The sequence below is a fragment of the Thalassovita litoralis genome, from assembly GCF_900182725.1.
In the GTDB taxonomy this organism is placed as follows: domain Bacteria; phylum Pseudomonadota; class Alphaproteobacteria; order Rhodobacterales; family Rhodobacteraceae; genus Thalassobius; species Thalassobius litoralis.
On sequence record NZ_FXTO01000015.1, the window covers coordinates 49416 to 64780 of the forward strand.

Genomic DNA, 15365 nt, shown 5'->3' on the forward strand with positions numbered 1-15365 from the left:
AGTGATCAAGGGGTAGGTGACGTGGTAAAGCAGCATCGGCTGGATATTGACGGGCTGCGCGCCTTTGCTGTTTTTGCTGTCATCATCAATCATGCCGATGCCGGAGCCCTTCAGTCGGGCTTTCTGGGCGTGGACATTTTCTTTGTCATTTCCGGCTACGTCATCACGCGATCCTTACTGGGACAGCCTGACAACTCTCTCAGAAGGTTTTTAACCGGCTTTTATTCCCGACGTTTCAAGCGCCTCATGCCGGCGCTCCTCCTTTGCGTCACAGTGACAGTTGCAGTGCTGTTTTTGGTGGATCCTGATCCGGCCATTTCATTCCGAACTGGTCTGTTGGCCCTCCTCGGTCTGGGCAATGTATTCTTGTATATCCAGTCTCTGGATTACTTTTCAGCCGATATTGCGTTCAACGCTTTTACGCATACGTGGTCGCTGGGGGTGGAGGAACAGTTTTACCTCGTCGCACCTGCTCTCATCTGGTCCGGGTTGCGTTTGTCGGGTCCCGGCTCCAGACATGTCCTCTTCACCGTAATGGCCACCTTATCCGCCCTGTCGCTGCTGCTGTTTCTGACTTATTGGAACCGGCAACCCCTTGCGTCTTTTTACCTGCTCCACACCCGATTGTGGGAACTCGGTGTTGGCGTACTCCTCGCCCTCACCTTGCCCTCAGACAGGGCTGACAAGACGAAACCTCTGCGCTGGTTTGGTTGGCAGACAGGCATTCTGGTCCTTTTGGTCGGTAGTTTGACGCTTTCTGATATGGATGGCCGATGGCTTATTTTACTCGCGGTTTCGGGAACTGCCGGGATCATTGCGGCCCCGGATCGGTCGCGCTTTCTGCACAACAGACCAGCAGTCTATCTGGGTGCCATTTCCTATTCTCTCTATCTGTGGCACTGGCCTTTGCTGGTCTTCCGTAATCTGTCTCCAGATCATGTCCTGACTTCACCGGAATTTCTGATTGGGTTGTTATTTCTGGCAGCTACCCTGTCCTATCATTTAGTCGAGCATCCACTGCGCCACAGACCCTGGTGGCCGAACCGCCGCAGTGCGGCAGGCACTATCTGCCTTGGTCTCTGCATCGCATTGGGGGCGCTCAGCCTGTGGCAAATCCCAGTGGGTCAACAGCGGAATCTGTCAACGCTGGAACGCCCGACCCTAATGCTGCCGACGGGGCTGCCACATGATCCGACCTGTGTCGTTGATGACGGCCGGCGCCCGCTCAGACCAGGAACCTTCACGGATTGCACCTTCCCTCCCCTGGATGGATCAGAAACCCGCACAATCTGGGCGATGGGTGATTCCCATATTGGTCATTTCCAAGCATTGCTGGTCGCATTACATGAAGACACCGGAGTTGGTTTCCACCTTGTTGAAACACCGGGGCAGCTTTTTCCCCCACCGACACATATGACGACCAGTTCCCGGGACATTTTACTCGATCAGATGAAGCGCCATTTGCAACCCGGTGACATTATCTTCATCAGCCGTATTTACCTGACCAGAACAGTTGCACCCGCTTTACGGGATGACATCATCCCCGAATGGTTGCCGGTTTTGTCGCAATTCGCGGAAGACATGAAGAACCGCTCAGTTGAGGTGATCGTGGCCGGTCCTCCTCCGATGTACAACTTTGCCGACATACGGATATGTCAAAGCACGGCTTTCAAAAGCTGCGCTGTGCCTCGCCGTCACCTGGAACCCGTCATCACCCAAACCGAAGCACTACTGGCACAACTTGCAGAGCAGCATGACAATCTGAAAATCCTGCGGGTGTTCGATCAACTCTGCCCCCCGGATAAACCCGTTTGCCTGCCACTCAGGAATGGGTTTTTGACGATGCGGGATCGTGACCACTTGAATGCTTTAGGTGCCTTGCTTCTGAAAAAAGATTTCATGAAAATTGCGGGTTTGACGACACGACCGTCACACTGACGTTGCTCAATGCCACCCTTTGGACACAGCTCTGCTACCTAAAGCGAAGCCACGCGGAAAAGTTTGCCACAGAGCCGGTGGGGATTGATCCAAAGAACTGTGCGCATATATCATGCGCATGAAGGAGATGATCAGATGCAAACTCCAACCGTTCCCAAGAAACCCACCAATCTGTCTCTGGACCAGGGCTTGTTAAGCGAGGCCCGGTCCTTCGGGGTAAATCTCTCTCAGGCCGCAGAGGCGGGTTTGCGACATGCGGTTCAGGATGCAAAGGCGGCGGCATGGAAGCGTGAGAATGCCAAAGCGATTGAATCTTCCAATCAGTGGGTCGAGGAGAACGGCTTACCTCTAGAGAAATATCGGCCCTTTTGATGGCGCGCTTTGATATCTATCCCAGTCCGGACGGGGCGGGCTATTTGCTCGATGTTCAGGCCGACCTTCTGGACGCTCTGAATATCGTCACGGCAAAGATGAATGACATCGACCCGCAGGCATGGTTGGCCGATGTGCTGGCCCAGCTACCGGATATGCCGATCTCGCGCGTGCATGAATTGCTGCCTTGGCATTGGAAGGCCGTAACCGAAATGAAGAGGATTGCCGCATGATCCTGGTTGCGCGCCTCAAGGTGACATTATCTGACGTCGAGCCTCAGGTATTGCGGCGCTTCGATGTGCCATTGAAGATTAAACTCAACCGCCTGCACGAAGCGATCCAAGCCGCCATGGGCTGGACAGACAGCCACCTTTACGAGTTCCGGGCCGGCGGCGTTGGCTGGGGGGTGCCAGATCCTGACGGCTATTACGATGGCCCGCTGCCGGCCAGCAAAACCAGCCTGCTCGACGTGCTCGAGGATGTCGGCACCAAGACCATCCATTACATCTATGACTTCGGCGACAACTGGCACCATGTGATCAAGGTCGAGAAAATCGACGATGCCATGCCAGGTGCCGACTATCCGCGCCTTGTCAGGGCCATCGGCGCCTGTCCGCCGGAAGATGTGGGTGGGTTCCCCGGCTACGCCGACTTCCTTGACGCCATGGCAGACCCCAAGCACGAAGAACATGGCCGGATGGTGGAATGGTATGGGGAAAAGTTCGATCCCGATGAGGCTGAAATCGGCCGTATCCTCGACAACTTCGAGCGCCTCGCCAAAAAGTGGACCCCCAAGCCACGCAAACCAAAGGCCGCACCCAAAAGCCTCTGATCAATCTAGCGCGGCTGCGGCCTTCGCCGGAGGCCTACTATTGAGACTTCAAACGGTGTGCTTCACGTGCTTGACGGCATGATCTTGCCGAAATAAGCTAGGTACGAGCCAAAGAGTACCGAATGGGTCGCCTGTAAGGGCGGCCCGTTTTCCATTTTGCAGCATGCAGTGAATATGTTATCTGCACTCTCAGGCGCCGTCTGTGTCTTCGAGATGATCTCTCCAACATCATCACCCCGGAAGGCAGTGCACAAGGCAGATGGTGCCTACCTCACTTTCCATCACCTTCTTCTCAAACTCCATTGATCTTCGCGCGGCTTTGCGGGATGTCTGTCGCAAAGCAGAAGGAAGACAGCCTATGTATTCTGATGGGGTCGCTGTAATCGGGGCTGGGGCTTTTGGAACCGCTCTGGCCATCGCCCAGGCTGCCAAGCAGCAGAATGTCATTCTCTGGGGGCGTGATCCGGACACGATGGGCACTATAAATGCGCTTCGGGAAAATAATGCACGTCTCCCGGGCCTGAGGCTTCCGGGTAACATCACGGTCACTGCGAATATGGCATCTCTTCATGGTCAAATGACCGTGCTGCTTTCTGTTCCGACCCAATCCTTACGTGGCTTCTTGCAGGAGCATGCACAGTGGCTTGCGTCTCATATGCTGGTTGTTTGCTGTAAGGGCGTCGAGCGAGGCACCGGTCTTTTACCAGAAGAAATCGTAAAAAGCGTCCTTCCGCAGGCGGTTACAGCAGTTCTCACAGGCCCCAGTTTCGCCGATGACATCGGGCGCGGCAAACCGACGGCCCTGACGCTTGCAACGGATGTCCCATCTGGTGGGGAGCTTCAGGAAACGCTTTCCACACCAACCTTACGGCTTTATCTGAGCGACGATCCCCGAGGGGCGCAATTAGGGGGAGCGTTGAAAAACGTGGTGGCACTCGCGGCAGGGATGGTGATCGGGGCAGATCTTGGAGAAAGTGCCCGCGCGGCGCTGATGACCCGTGGATTTGCCGAAATTGTCCGTCTGGCCCAAGTTCAAGGCGCACATCCGGAAACGCTTTGGGGCCTCTCTGGGTTTGGCGATCTGATCCTGACGTGCTCCTCGGAAAAATCCCGTAATTTTTCCTATGGCGTCCAGTTTGCCCAAGGGCACCACATGATCGACGGCGTGACCGTTGAAGGTGTCATGACAGCCCATGCCATATGTGAGCAGAATCTCGATATAGATTTGCCCGTGATCTACATGGTGTCACGGCTTCTGAAAGGAGAAGTCTCAGTGCCGCAGGCGATGGAAACACTGTTGCAACGCCCTTTGAAATCCGAGCGTCTGCTATAGCTGTTGACTTCCGTTGAAAACGGCCCCGGTATTTTCACCGAGAGTTACTCCTGCATGTGACGTCTAAGAACTGATCACGCAGGCTTGCAGAGTCATCAAAAGTTGTATTCTTCTCATCACACAGGGCAAAAATCTAATACGCTGCCCGTCATTGAGGGGAGTAGAATATGCCTGTAGCACAGGAACTGCCAATCGATACCAATGCGTCCGCAATGGATATGGCGGAAACCATATTCGGCAACGGCGTATCAATTGTCTCAGCGAGTTACACCGGGGCCTCTGCATCTTCAGGCATTTACTCAAACGGTGATACGGTAGCCCCTGATCTCACGCCCGCAGATAGCGGCGTTATTCTTTCAACCGGGTATGCCAGTTCCATAACAAACAGCAGATGGGACGCCAACAGTTCCAGCCGAACCACCGGCAAAATGGGTACAAAAGGGGATAGCGAACTCAGCGAGATTGCCGGGGCCAAAACCTATGACGCCGCGATCTTTGAGGCCAGCTTTGTGCCGGATGGCTCTACCCTGACAATGCAAGTGACATTCTCATCGGAAGAATATCTGGAATATGTCGGCACCGGCTTTAACGATGTGGTCGGTATATGGGTCAATGGTGAAAAAGCCGAACTGACGGTTGGCGATGGTGACATCACAATCAACAACATTAACGATCAGTCAAATTCCAACCTCTACATCAATAACCCCGCCTATGCGGAAGTGGCCAATACCGAGATGGATGGTTTCACCGTCACATTGACACTGAAAGCGCCCGTTATTGCCGGGGCCGAAAACACAATCCGCATCGGGATCGCAGATGCGGGGGACCAAAGCTATGACAGCAATCTCCTGATCGCCGGGAATTCCATTCAATGTGCGCTGGTTGCAGGCGATGACAATATCTCGATTCAGGCGGATGGCACAGCGACCGTCAACCTTCTGGCCAATGACGTATCTACCGCCGGTCCGCTACTGACAATCACCGCAATCAACGGCCAGGCCGTTGTGGCGGGCAGCACCATTGCCCTATCGACCGGCGAGATTATCACACTCAACCCTGACGGTACTATCACGCTGGAAGCCGGCAGCGCAGCTGGCACCAATGTATTCACCTATGAAGTCTCTGATGGGGCAGGTAACACCGATACAGGCTTTGTCACAATCGACACCACGCCTTGTTTCACAGCCGGAACACTGATTGAAACGCCCCATGGCTGGCACCGCATTGAAACCTTACAACCCGGCGATCTTGTCCTCACAATTGACAATGGCTTGCAACCGCTGCGCTGGATCGGATTCAGTATCCGCAAAGCTCAGGGACAAGATGCCCCCATCCGTTTCGCCCCTGGTGCATTGGGGGCGATCGACATGGTGGAAGTCTCTCCCAATCATCGGGTACTCTACAGATCGGCCCGGGCTGAGTTGCTCTTTGGGGAGCCAGAAGTGCTGGTGAAGGCACAAGAACTCGTCAATGGGCACACCATCACCCAGCGAACAGATGGCACGGATGTAACCTATATTCATCTGCTTTTTGACAGGCATGAAATTATCAATGCAAACGGGCTCTATAGCGAAAGTTATCATCCCGGTCTGGAAACCCTTGATGCTTTCGATGCAGACACCCGGGACGAAGTCCTGCGCCTGATGCCCGGCCTGTCCAAGGCTTCCACGGATGATTACGGCCCGGCAGCTCGCATGTCTTTACGCAAATACGAAATCAAAACGCTTCTTGCTGTCTGAGGTTAGGCCTTGATGCGCATCAGGCGGCGCAACGCGGCCCGCATTGCCAGACCGACCGAGGCTCCCAGCAGAATGCCCAAACCATCGGCCAGCAGATCAAGCGAATCCGCCGAACGCCCGACCAATGGCTGGATAAGCTCGATGAGACCTCCATAGGCCAATAGGAAGAAGCCCGCAGGACGCAACAGTTGCGGCAACAAACAGGCCGTTGGCCATATCAACGCCGCAAAAGCCAGAATGTGGTAGACTTTATCTATTCCGACGCTGCCTTGTTTGGACCAATCCGGCATAGGCATCAGGGTCAGGACAGACACAATTCCGACCAGACATAAAGAAAGAAACAACCAGACGGTTCTGGGGTGCCGCACGAAATTCACCGTGACCTCTTTCCATAGCATTGCAACTCAGATTGCCTGTCCACAAGACGCTCCGCTGCGCATATTATGCCGAACTGATACCCCCGTCATGGGGGTATCAGCTTTTATGGTTCAAAGTGGCACATAACAGCCGAATACACAGCCTCACATGCCGGAAAACCCGGCAGCGGTTGTGTCTCGGCGTCAGATCCGAGCAGGGTTACTCACTGCCGGGCAGGATACGCACACCGCCCTGAGCCGCACTGGAAGCGAACATCGCATAGGCTTTGAGGGCCGTTGAAACCGCACGTTTGCGCGGTGCTGCCGGTCCCCAGGGCAATGCCCCTTTGGCTCTCCGGCGATCATCCAGAGTGACATTGGCAACAGCCAGATGGATGAAGCGGTTCGGGATATCGATCTCAATCGTATCGCCGGTTTCGACCAAGGCGATGATCCCCCCTTCGGCGGCTTCCGGGCTAACATGGCCGATCGACAGGCCCGACGTTCCCCCCGAGAATCGTCCATCGGTCAGCAGGGCGCATTGGGCTCCCAGACCTTTTGATTTCAGATAAGAGGTCGGATAGAGCATCTCTTGCATACCGGGACCGCCTTGAGGCCCCTCATAGCGGATGATCACAACCTCACCTGCCTGCACCTGACCCGTCAGAATGCCATTCACAGCATCATCTTGAGATTCAAAGACCCGGGCCTTGCCGGTGAACTGGAGGATTGAATCATCCACCCCGGCAGTTTTCACGATACAGCCGTTTTCTGCCAGATTTCCAAACAGGACCGCCAAACCGCCATCCTTGGAGAAGGCATGATCCATATCCCGGATCACTCCGGATTGCCGATCAGCATCCAACGCCTTGTAGCGGTTCGTCGTCGAGAAAGCCTGCGTGGTACGTACACCGCCCGGGGCCGCGCGATAGAACTCTTCTACCTTGGGATCATTGGCCGTTTTAATATCCCATTTTGCAATAGCTGCAGACATCGTATCGCTGTGTACGGTCCGGACATCTCCATGCAACAGACCACCCCGATACATTTCCCCCAGAATACCCATGATCCCACCGGCGCGGTGCACATCTTCCATATGCACGTCTTGTTTTGCAGGCGCGACCTTACAGAGCACCGGCACCTTGCGTGACAGACGATCAATGTCATTCATGGTGAAGTTCACCTTGCCCTCATAGGCAATCGCCAGAAGGTGCAGCACGGTATTGGTCGACCCCCCCATTGCGATGTCCAGCGACATGGCATTTTCGAACGCTTCGAATGTGGCGATCTCACGCGGTAGGAACCCCTTTTCCTCACCTTCATAATGGCGCTTGGTGATCTCGACAATCTTGCGTCCGGCTTCGAGGAAAAGCTCCTTACGGTCCGCATGGGTTGCCAGCACCGACCCGTTCCCCGGCAGGGCTAGACCCAACGCCTCAGCAAGGCAGTTCATCGAATTAGCGGTGAACATCCCCGAGCAAGACCCACAGGTGGGGCACGCATTGGCTTCAAATTCCGCAACCTGCTCATCGGTGTAACTATCATCAGCCGCCACGACCATCGCGTCAATCAGATCGACCGCTTTTTCCAGATCGTTAATCGTGACCTTACCCGCTTCCATCGGCCCACCCGATACGAAGATAACCGGGATATTCAGCCGCATCGCCGCCATCATCATACCGGGAGTGATCTTGTCACAGTTGGAGATGCAGACCATGGCATCTGCGCAATGCGCATTCACCATATATTCCACACTATCCGCGATCAGTTCCCGGGAGGGCAATGAATACAGCATGCCATCATGGCCCATCGCGATCCCGTCATCGACAGCAATCGTGTTGAACTCTTTGGCAACGCCCCCGGCCTTCTCAATCTCACGGGCCACCATTTGACCCAGATCTTTCAGATGCACATGACCCGGAACAAACTGCGTAAAGCTGTTCACGACTGCGATAATCGGCTTTCCGAAATCGCTGTCGGTCATCCCCGTTGCCCGCCAGAGGCCACGGGCCCCCGCCATGTTGCGGCCGTGGGTGGATCGCCTGGAACGGTAATGCGGCATGGTATCTTCCTTCGTGACTATAGGTGGCGCACAGGCCCTGTCCGGCGCAAGGGATATCGCAGTTTGCCGGGGCTGAACAATGGCTGAACCGTCAATGTTGTGAAAAACAGCCCAAAAGCAAAAGGCCCCCGGGGGAAACCGGGGGCCTGCATCACTGCTACGAAGCAGAATTAGTTCCGTGAGTAGATGTCTTCGTAGCGAATGATATCATCCTCACCGAGATAGGAACCCGTTTGCACCTCGATCAGGACCATCGGCACTTTGCCCGGGTTTTCCAACCTGTGCTTAGCCCCGAGAGGAATGTAGACAGATTGATTTTCTGTGACAAGTTGCTCCGTCTCGTCAATCTGCACTCTGGCCGTGCCTTCCACAACGATCCAATGCTCCGCCCGGTGATGATGCGACTGCAGGGACAGGGCTGCGCCGGGATGCACTACGATGCGCTTCACCTGAAAACGGTTGCCGATCACCAAACTTTCGAACCAACCCCAAGGACGATGATCCTTCGGGAAAGCCGTCGCCTGTTTGGCCTGCTTGGCCTTGAGCGCTGCAACCGCCTGTTTGACATCCTGCGCACGGCTGGCATCCGCCACCAGCACCGCGTCCGGCATCGCAACCGTGATAATATTCTTCAGCCCGATCCCAACCAGTTCCAGCCGCTGATCCTCAGAGCGCAGCAAGCTGTCTTCGCAATCCAGAGCTGTCGCATGGCCATGTGTCACCACACCGTGCGCATCCGGATTGGTCTCGCGCCAGACCGCATCCCAGCCACCGAGATCGGACCAGCCCGCAGCAAAGGGAACAACTGACAGGTTTTCAGCCCGCTCCATCACCGCATAGTCAATCGAGATATCCTCGGCCCGGCCCCACGGCTCCGGTGCCAGGCGCAGGAAACCCAAATCCGTCTGGGCATCTTCAACGGCCTGACCAACCTGTTTCATGAGATCAGATGCGTGTGCCTGAAACGCAGCCAGAATGGCTTTGACCGAAAAGAGGAAAATGCCTGCATTCCACAGGTAAGTTCCGGCCTGCAGCATTTCTTTCGCCCGTGCTGCATCCGGTTTTTCCACAAAGCGCGACAGTTTCAGCGGACGCGCCTCGCATTCGCCTGGGTTCTCTGCCAGTTCCAGATAGCCATACCCGGTCTCTGCATGGGTCGGGCGAATGCCGAATGTTACCAATTGACCAGCCTTGGCGGCGGGCAGGCCTGCGGCGACTGCCGCCCGGAAGGCAGTGGCATCAGGCACAACGTGATCGGAAGGGGCCACAAGCATCAGCGCATCAGGATTGGTTTTTTCCAGCCAAAGCGCGGCGGCCAGAATAGCCGGGGCCGTATTGCGCCCCTCCGGTTCAATCAAAATTGCACCGGGATCAATGCCGACTTCAGTCATCTGTTCAGTGACGATGAAGCGGAAATCTGCATTGGTCAGAACCATTGGGGCTGCGAATTCCGGCCCCGAAAGCCGTTGTGCGGACGCCTGAAATAGCGACGTCGTTCCCACCAAGGGCGAAAACTGCTTGGGATAGCTCTTACGGGACAGCGGCCAGAGCCGCGTACCGGAACCACCGCAAAGGAGAATAGGGGTAATCATCGAAAGTCCTGTCGTCTATTTCGCCCGAAGTGCATCGGGGGCCTGGTTCAAGAACCACTCATACGTTTCCTTGACCCCGGTTTCGAGGGGGATTGTCGCCTGCCAACCCAAACGCTTGAGACGGCTGACATCCAAAAGCTTACGCGGGGTGCCATCCGGCTTGCTGGTATCGAAACTGAGCCGGCCTGCAAATCCAGTCACACGGGCGACAGTCTCAGCCAATTCACGGATCGTGACATCTATGCCGGTTCCAACATTGATATGGCTCAGCATCGGCTGGGTTTCCTGACTATACTTGACCCGATCCAACCCCATGACAAACAGCGATGCTGCCGCCATGTCATCGACATGCAAAAATTCACGCCGGGGCGTGCCGCTTCCCCAGATCACCACGTCTTCCTGCCCATCGCGAACAGCCTCATGAAAGCGCCGGATAAGAGCGGGCAGCACATGTGAATTCTCAGGGTGAAAATTGTCGCCCGGACCATAAAGATTGGTGGGCATAACCGAACGGTAATCTGTGCCATATTGCCGGTTGTAGCTTTCACAGAGCTTGATCCCGGCAATCTTCGCAATCGCGTAAGGCTCATTGGTTGGCTCCAACTGTCCGGTCAGCAACGCATCTTCCGCCATCGGCTGTGCTGCCAGCTTGGGATAGATACAGCTAGACCCCAGTTGCAGTAGTTTCTGAACACCGGCTTTCCAAGCCGCATGGATAACGTTGCACTCCATCATCAGATTTTCATAAATGAACTGAGCCGGATAGCTATTATTCGCCAGAATACCCCCAACTTTGGCCGCAGCCAAGATCACCGCATCCGGGCGCACCTCCTGCATGAAGGCCGCAACCGCGCTTTGATCCGTAAGATCAAGTTCTGCAGAACTGCGCGTAATCAACTCATCCAGACCCTGCGCCTCCAACTGGCGCAGAATGGCACTGCCCACCATGCCACGGTGGCCTGCAACATAAATCCGCATCAGCCGTTCTCCAAGGACACGGGCAAGTCCAATCCATGTTGTTTCAAGAGCGCATGTCGGCGGGCCGCTTTCAAATCTTCCCTCACCATTTCAGCGCACATTTGCCGCGCGGTAAGCTCTGGCTCCCAGCCCAGCTTTTCCTTGGCTTTGGTTGCATCTCCAAGCAAGGTTTCGACCTCAGCCGGACGGAAATAGCGTGGGTCAATCCGCATCACGACATCTCCCGGTTTCACTGCAGGCGCGGCTTCTCCCCTCACGGCTTCCACGACCGCGTTCTCATCCAAGCCTGCGCCCTCAAACCGAAGTGTCAGCCCAAGCTCAGCGGCCGTCCAGATAATGAACTCCCGCACGGAGTATTGGACCCCGGTGGCAATCACAAAATCTTCCGCCTGCTCCTGTTGCAGCATCATCCACTGCATACGGACATAATCTTTCGCATGTCCCCAATCACGCAGAGCATCGATATTGCCCATATAGAGACACTCTTCGAGACCTTGAGCAATATTAGCGAGCCCTCGGGTGATCTTGCGCGTCACGAAGGTCTCCCCACGTCTCGGGCTCTCATGGTTAAAGAGAATGCCGTTGCAGGCATACATCCCGTAGGCCTCGCGGTAATTCACCGTGATCCAATAGGAATAAAGCTTGGCGACGGCATAGGGGCTACGTGGATGGAACGGGGTTCTCTCAGTCTGCGGAATTTCTTGCACCAGACCATAAAGCTCAGAGGTAGAAGCCTGATAAAAACGTGCCCTCTTCTCAAGTCCCAGAAAACGGATTGCTTCCAGCAGCCGCAGCGTCCCCATCGCGTCCACATCCGCGGTATACTCAGGAGCTTCGAAACTGACGGCCACATGGGACTGCGCTCCGAGATTATAGACCTCATCCGGCTCGACCTCACGCAGGATGCGCGTCAGGTTGGAACTGTCCGTCAAATCTCCGTAATGCAGTTTGAGCTTTGGGTCTGGCGTATGCGGATCCTGGTAAATGTGATCAATCCTGCCCGTATTGAGCAAAGATGTTCGACGCTTAATCCCATGGACCTCATATCCTTTCTCCAGCAGAAATTCTGCCAGATAAGATCCATCCTGCCCGGTAATACCGGTGATAAGTGCTCGTTTTGACATGTGTATTATCCCTTGGGGATGAATTGCCCCAGTTTCGAGGCATTTTTCATGAAGAGGGTACCGACACCACCCGCACGATTGCGTCGGATGGCTCGAAAATCTTCGCGGCTTTTCTGGATGAGATTACTCAGGCTACGATTGCTTGCCCCACCCGCGCTTCAACTTGCCAGGCCGATACGCCCCAGAACGCCAATGTCGTACAATCCGCGATGTATCTTGCGCGGAGACATAATCCAAATCACCGTAAACCCCATCGATATCCACGCCAGTCTGGCTTTGAACAGACTGCATAGCCTCGCCAATGGTCGCGGCCCGGTTATAGACCGCCGTTACAACAGAAATTTTCACAAAATATCTTTCCGGAGAAAACGGAAACTCGAAGCAGTCATATCAAGATTGCTCTTCAGATACGGCGCTCAGAAGCTCATGGATGCCGCAACACCAACACTGACCCCGCTGGGAATGTCGGCACGGTCGAGATCAAACTCCTGATAAGACAGGCCCCCACGGATTTGCAGTGCGTCTCGTTGCCAAGACAAGCCAACCGAGCCAGTCCAGCCTTCTTCGCGTGTCGAGGACAAACGGTGCCCACCCCAATTCGCATCATTCACGACCACATATCCCAGCGAATAATCAAGGTTCAGGATCGGGGAAAGCTGCGTAACACCGAAAACTTCCAGCGAGGTGCCTTCCGTATCGATGGGTGCCCCCATGACAACATCATCATTCGTGTATTGATAGGTGTTGTTGTTATAGGCCGTGTTGGGGCCGCAATACCCACCAGAGGTCCGCTTGATGCGTGTATCCACATATTCAAGCCCAAGCACGGTAGGCCGACCCGAGATCGCCCCCGTCCATTCCAATCCCGCCAGATGCATGAAACAGTTTGGAAGACCGCCAGCTTCATCTTCGCCGATGATTTGGCCGTATAGCCTGATCGGGGCAATGGTTTCCGGCAGCTTGTAGGAAAATCCGATGCCCGCGAGTTGATCGATATTTGCGGCTGAGCCTTCATTCGTATTGGCAAACAACGCGTCGGTAAAACCCGACCAACCGCTATCGTAACCTGAGCCACCCCAATGCGCCGTACGAACAAACTCCAGTTCAAGCCCTGCGACAGGGGCCATGGTCAATCGCATACCCATCACCATCGAGTCGTCAGGATTTACGCTGCTTTCCGTCACGCCGTTGAAAAACTCAAAGGACCACGGCCCCATCCAAGACAAAAACCGTGCGCGAGGAGCCTCATCGGCATCGAGTTTCATGTAAACCGAAGCCGTAGGACGTGCATTGGAAGACAGGATCAGCGAGGTGCGTGGCGAATAGGACCAATGCCGATCAACCGCCCCAACGCCAAATGTGGCAATACCAGCCGTGTATTGGATAAACGATCCATCTAACGTGAGGTCATTTTCATCGTCGAAGTTCAGAACGAAGCGCGATGACATACTGCCGAGGCTATATCCGACGCCAACCCCTGCTGCCGTTTCAGACAGAGTGCCAAACCGTTCTCGTTGCCCAAGAACTTTGTCCGAACGCAAAACAAGCCAAGCATCTGTGCTCAGCACCCCTTCTTGGGCATAAACCGTGGAAGCACTCCAAACCGTCAGCAGGGAGATACCCAAAACAGCTGGTAAACCGCCTTTGTTCATGAAACGCGCCATACTACCCCCGCTCCTCATGTTTTAATAATGGTACACGCTTGGATTACTTTACGTAAAGCCCTGTCTGGTGCCAGCGCCAGGCATCTGTGATCATTTGGTCAAGCGTTGACCGTTTCGGCTCCCAACCCAGTTCATCACGCGCCCTGATAGAGCCTGAAACGAGCTTGGTACAATCGCCAGCCCGGCGGGGACCTTCCGTGTATGGCACTTCGCGCCCTGTGACACGCGCAGCTGCGTCCATCACCTCTCGAACAGAAAACCCGTCCCCCGTTCCCAAATTGAAAACTCGGCTGCCTTTCCCTGCTTGCAGCCATTTCAGACCCAGAAGATGCGCCTCAACGAGGTCCATTACGTGCACGTAATCCCGGATGCAGGTTCCATCCGGTGTGTTGTAATCCGTGCCAAAGATCGTCAGAGCATCACGCCTGCCATCAATAGCATCAAGGATGAGCGGGATTAAATGTGTCTCGGGACGGTGAAACTCACCAACTTCGGCATCTTCATCAGCACCCGCGACATTAAAATATCGAAAAATGACAGAGTGCAGGCCGTGGCTCGCCCCGAAGTCACGCAACATGTCCTCAATCGCTCGCTTAGACGCCCCATAGGCATTGATCGGTTGCTGAAGGCTGGTTTCATTCAGAACGACATTATCCTGTTCACCGTAAGTGGCGCAGGTGGAGGAGAAGACAAAATTCTGGCAGCCAGCGGCGACAGCGGCTTCAATCAGGTTAAGAGACCCACAAACGTTGTTAAGCCAATATTTACCCGGGTCTGATATGCTTTCCCCAACTTGGGAGAGAGCCGCAAAATGCATGACAGCAGCAGGTCTGTACCTGTTGAAAACATCCTGAAGACGGGCATTGTCGAGCAAGTCTCCTTGCTCAAAAGGCCCGAATTTTACAGCATCTTCCCAGCCTGTAAGCAGATTATCGAAAGTGACAGGGACATACCCGCGCTGAAGGCACAGCGGATGTGAAACTCCTTGAGGGAAAAGGCGATGGCCGAAAAGCCGATACCCAGCACGAAGAGACCAATACCGGCAAAGTGCTGGAGGACCGCCGCAGTAGCTACGACGAGCGCCGCCGCTCCAGCAGAGGTCAGCATCATCGCGGCGTAGACCTGTGCGGGAAACCGAACATGATCCTCGCCGGGAGCGAGCACGATATACTGCGTGGTGAAGAACCCCTGCCAGAAGCCGTTCAGGACCATAACGATGGCAAACCCAATTCCAAACAGCCCGAACTCTTCGAAAACCATCGTCCGCATAAGATAAAAGTTGAACACGAAATTTGTCAGACTACCGAACGCTTGGGTGACCATTGCGGCCGACATGGCTCTGAGCGTCGTGACGCCGCGATTCAGCATTTTTCAT

The 15365-nt window shown here is 54.9% G+C and carries 13 protein-coding genes and 1 pseudogene; 6 read left to right on the forward strand and 8 right to left on the reverse strand.

Going from position 1 to position 15365, the window contains the following annotated elements; all coding sequences use genetic code 11:
- The first annotated feature begins 21 nt into the window (after nucleotides 1-21).
- The 6 genes and pseudogenes from FN828_RS12165 (at nucleotide 22) to FN828_RS12190 (ending at nucleotide 6214) form a co-directional block, all read left to right on the forward strand.
- Nucleotides 22-1938, forward strand: a complete 1917-nt coding sequence (locus tag FN828_RS12165) for an acyltransferase family protein (RefSeq protein ID WP_142493752.1) — start codon at nucleotides 22-24, stop codon at nucleotides 1936-1938.
- 135 nt (nucleotides 1939-2073) lie between these two features.
- The gene (locus tag FN828_RS12170) at nucleotides 2074-2310 is read left to right on the forward strand and encodes a type II toxin-antitoxin system CcdA family antitoxin (protein WP_142493753.1); all 237 of its coding nucleotides are present in this window, start codon (nucleotides 2074-2076) and stop codon (nucleotides 2308-2310) included.
- An 83-nt stretch (nucleotides 2311-2393) separates the two neighbouring features.
- Nucleotides 2394-2543 (forward strand): annotated as a pseudogene (locus tag FN828_RS12175) (transposase domain-containing protein); the annotation flags it as partial.
- Nucleotides 2540-3142 (forward strand): plasmid pRiA4b ORF-3 family protein, encoded by a 603-nt coding sequence (locus tag FN828_RS12180; protein WP_142493754.1) that lies wholly within the window; start codon nucleotides 2540-2542, stop codon nucleotides 3140-3142. The pseudogene FN828_RS12175 and the gene FN828_RS12180, both read left to right, overlap by 4 nt.
- Nucleotides 3143-3500: 358 nt before the next feature.
- Nucleotides 3501-4475 (forward strand): NAD(P)H-dependent glycerol-3-phosphate dehydrogenase, encoded by a 975-nt coding sequence (locus tag FN828_RS12185; RefSeq protein ID WP_142493755.1) that lies wholly within the window; start codon nucleotides 3501-3503, stop codon nucleotides 4473-4475.
- Between the two features lie 167 nt (nucleotides 4476-4642).
- Complete coding sequence (locus tag FN828_RS12190) at nucleotides 4643-6214, forward strand: choice-of-anchor L domain-containing protein (protein ID WP_142493756.1); 1572 nt, start codon at nucleotides 4643-4645, stop codon at nucleotides 6212-6214.
- Nucleotides 6215-6216: 2 nt separating this feature from the next.
- On the opposite strand, the gene FN828_RS12195 is transcribed toward FN828_RS12190, so the two are convergent.
- From FN828_RS12195 to FN828_RS12235, 8 genes are all read right to left on the reverse strand, one after another.
- Nucleotides 6217-6612 (reverse strand): VanZ family protein, encoded by a 396-nt coding sequence (locus FN828_RS12195; protein ID WP_142493757.1) that lies wholly within the window; start codon nucleotides 6610-6612, stop codon nucleotides 6217-6219.
- Between the two features lie 178 nt (nucleotides 6613-6790).
- The gene (gene ilvD / locus FN828_RS12200; RefSeq protein WP_142493758.1) at nucleotides 6791-8632 is read right to left on the reverse strand and encodes a dihydroxy-acid dehydratase; all 1842 of its coding nucleotides are present in this window, start codon (nucleotides 8630-8632) and stop codon (nucleotides 6791-6793) included.
- 170 nt (nucleotides 8633-8802) lie between these two features.
- Complete coding sequence (locus FN828_RS12205) at nucleotides 8803-10224, reverse strand: mannose-1-phosphate guanylyltransferase/mannose-6-phosphate isomerase (protein WP_142493759.1); 1422 nt, start codon at nucleotides 10222-10224, stop codon at nucleotides 8803-8805.
- A gap of 15 nt (nucleotides 10225-10239) precedes the next feature.
- Nucleotides 10240-11202 carry a GDP-L-fucose synthase gene (gene fcl / locus FN828_RS12210; protein WP_142493760.1) on the reverse strand — a complete coding sequence of 321 codons (963 nt, stop codon included), beginning with the start codon at nucleotides 11200-11202 and terminating at the stop codon, nucleotides 10240-10242.
- Nucleotides 11202-12326, reverse strand: a complete 1125-nt coding sequence (gmd, locus tag FN828_RS12215; RefSeq protein ID WP_142493761.1) for a GDP-mannose 4,6-dehydratase — start codon at nucleotides 12324-12326, stop codon at nucleotides 11202-11204. Before gmd ends, fcl begins: the two co-directional genes overlap by 1 nt.
- A 416-nt stretch (nucleotides 12327-12742) precedes the next feature.
- The gene (locus FN828_RS12225) at nucleotides 12743-13990 is read right to left on the reverse strand and encodes a capsule assembly Wzi family protein (protein ID WP_185959010.1); all 1248 of its coding nucleotides are present in this window, start codon (nucleotides 13988-13990) and stop codon (nucleotides 12743-12745) included.
- A gap of 43 nt (nucleotides 13991-14033) precedes the next feature.
- Nucleotides 14034-14960, reverse strand: coding sequence for a UDP-glucose 4-epimerase GalE (gene galE / locus FN828_RS12230; RefSeq protein ID WP_142493763.1), 927 nt, complete (start codon nucleotides 14958-14960; stop codon nucleotides 14034-14036).
- Complete coding sequence (locus tag FN828_RS12235) at nucleotides 14891-15358, reverse strand: hypothetical protein (protein WP_142493764.1); 468 nt, start codon at nucleotides 15356-15358, stop codon at nucleotides 14891-14893. Before FN828_RS12235 ends, galE begins: the two co-directional genes overlap by 70 nt.
- Nucleotides 15359-15365: the final 7 nt, after the last annotated feature.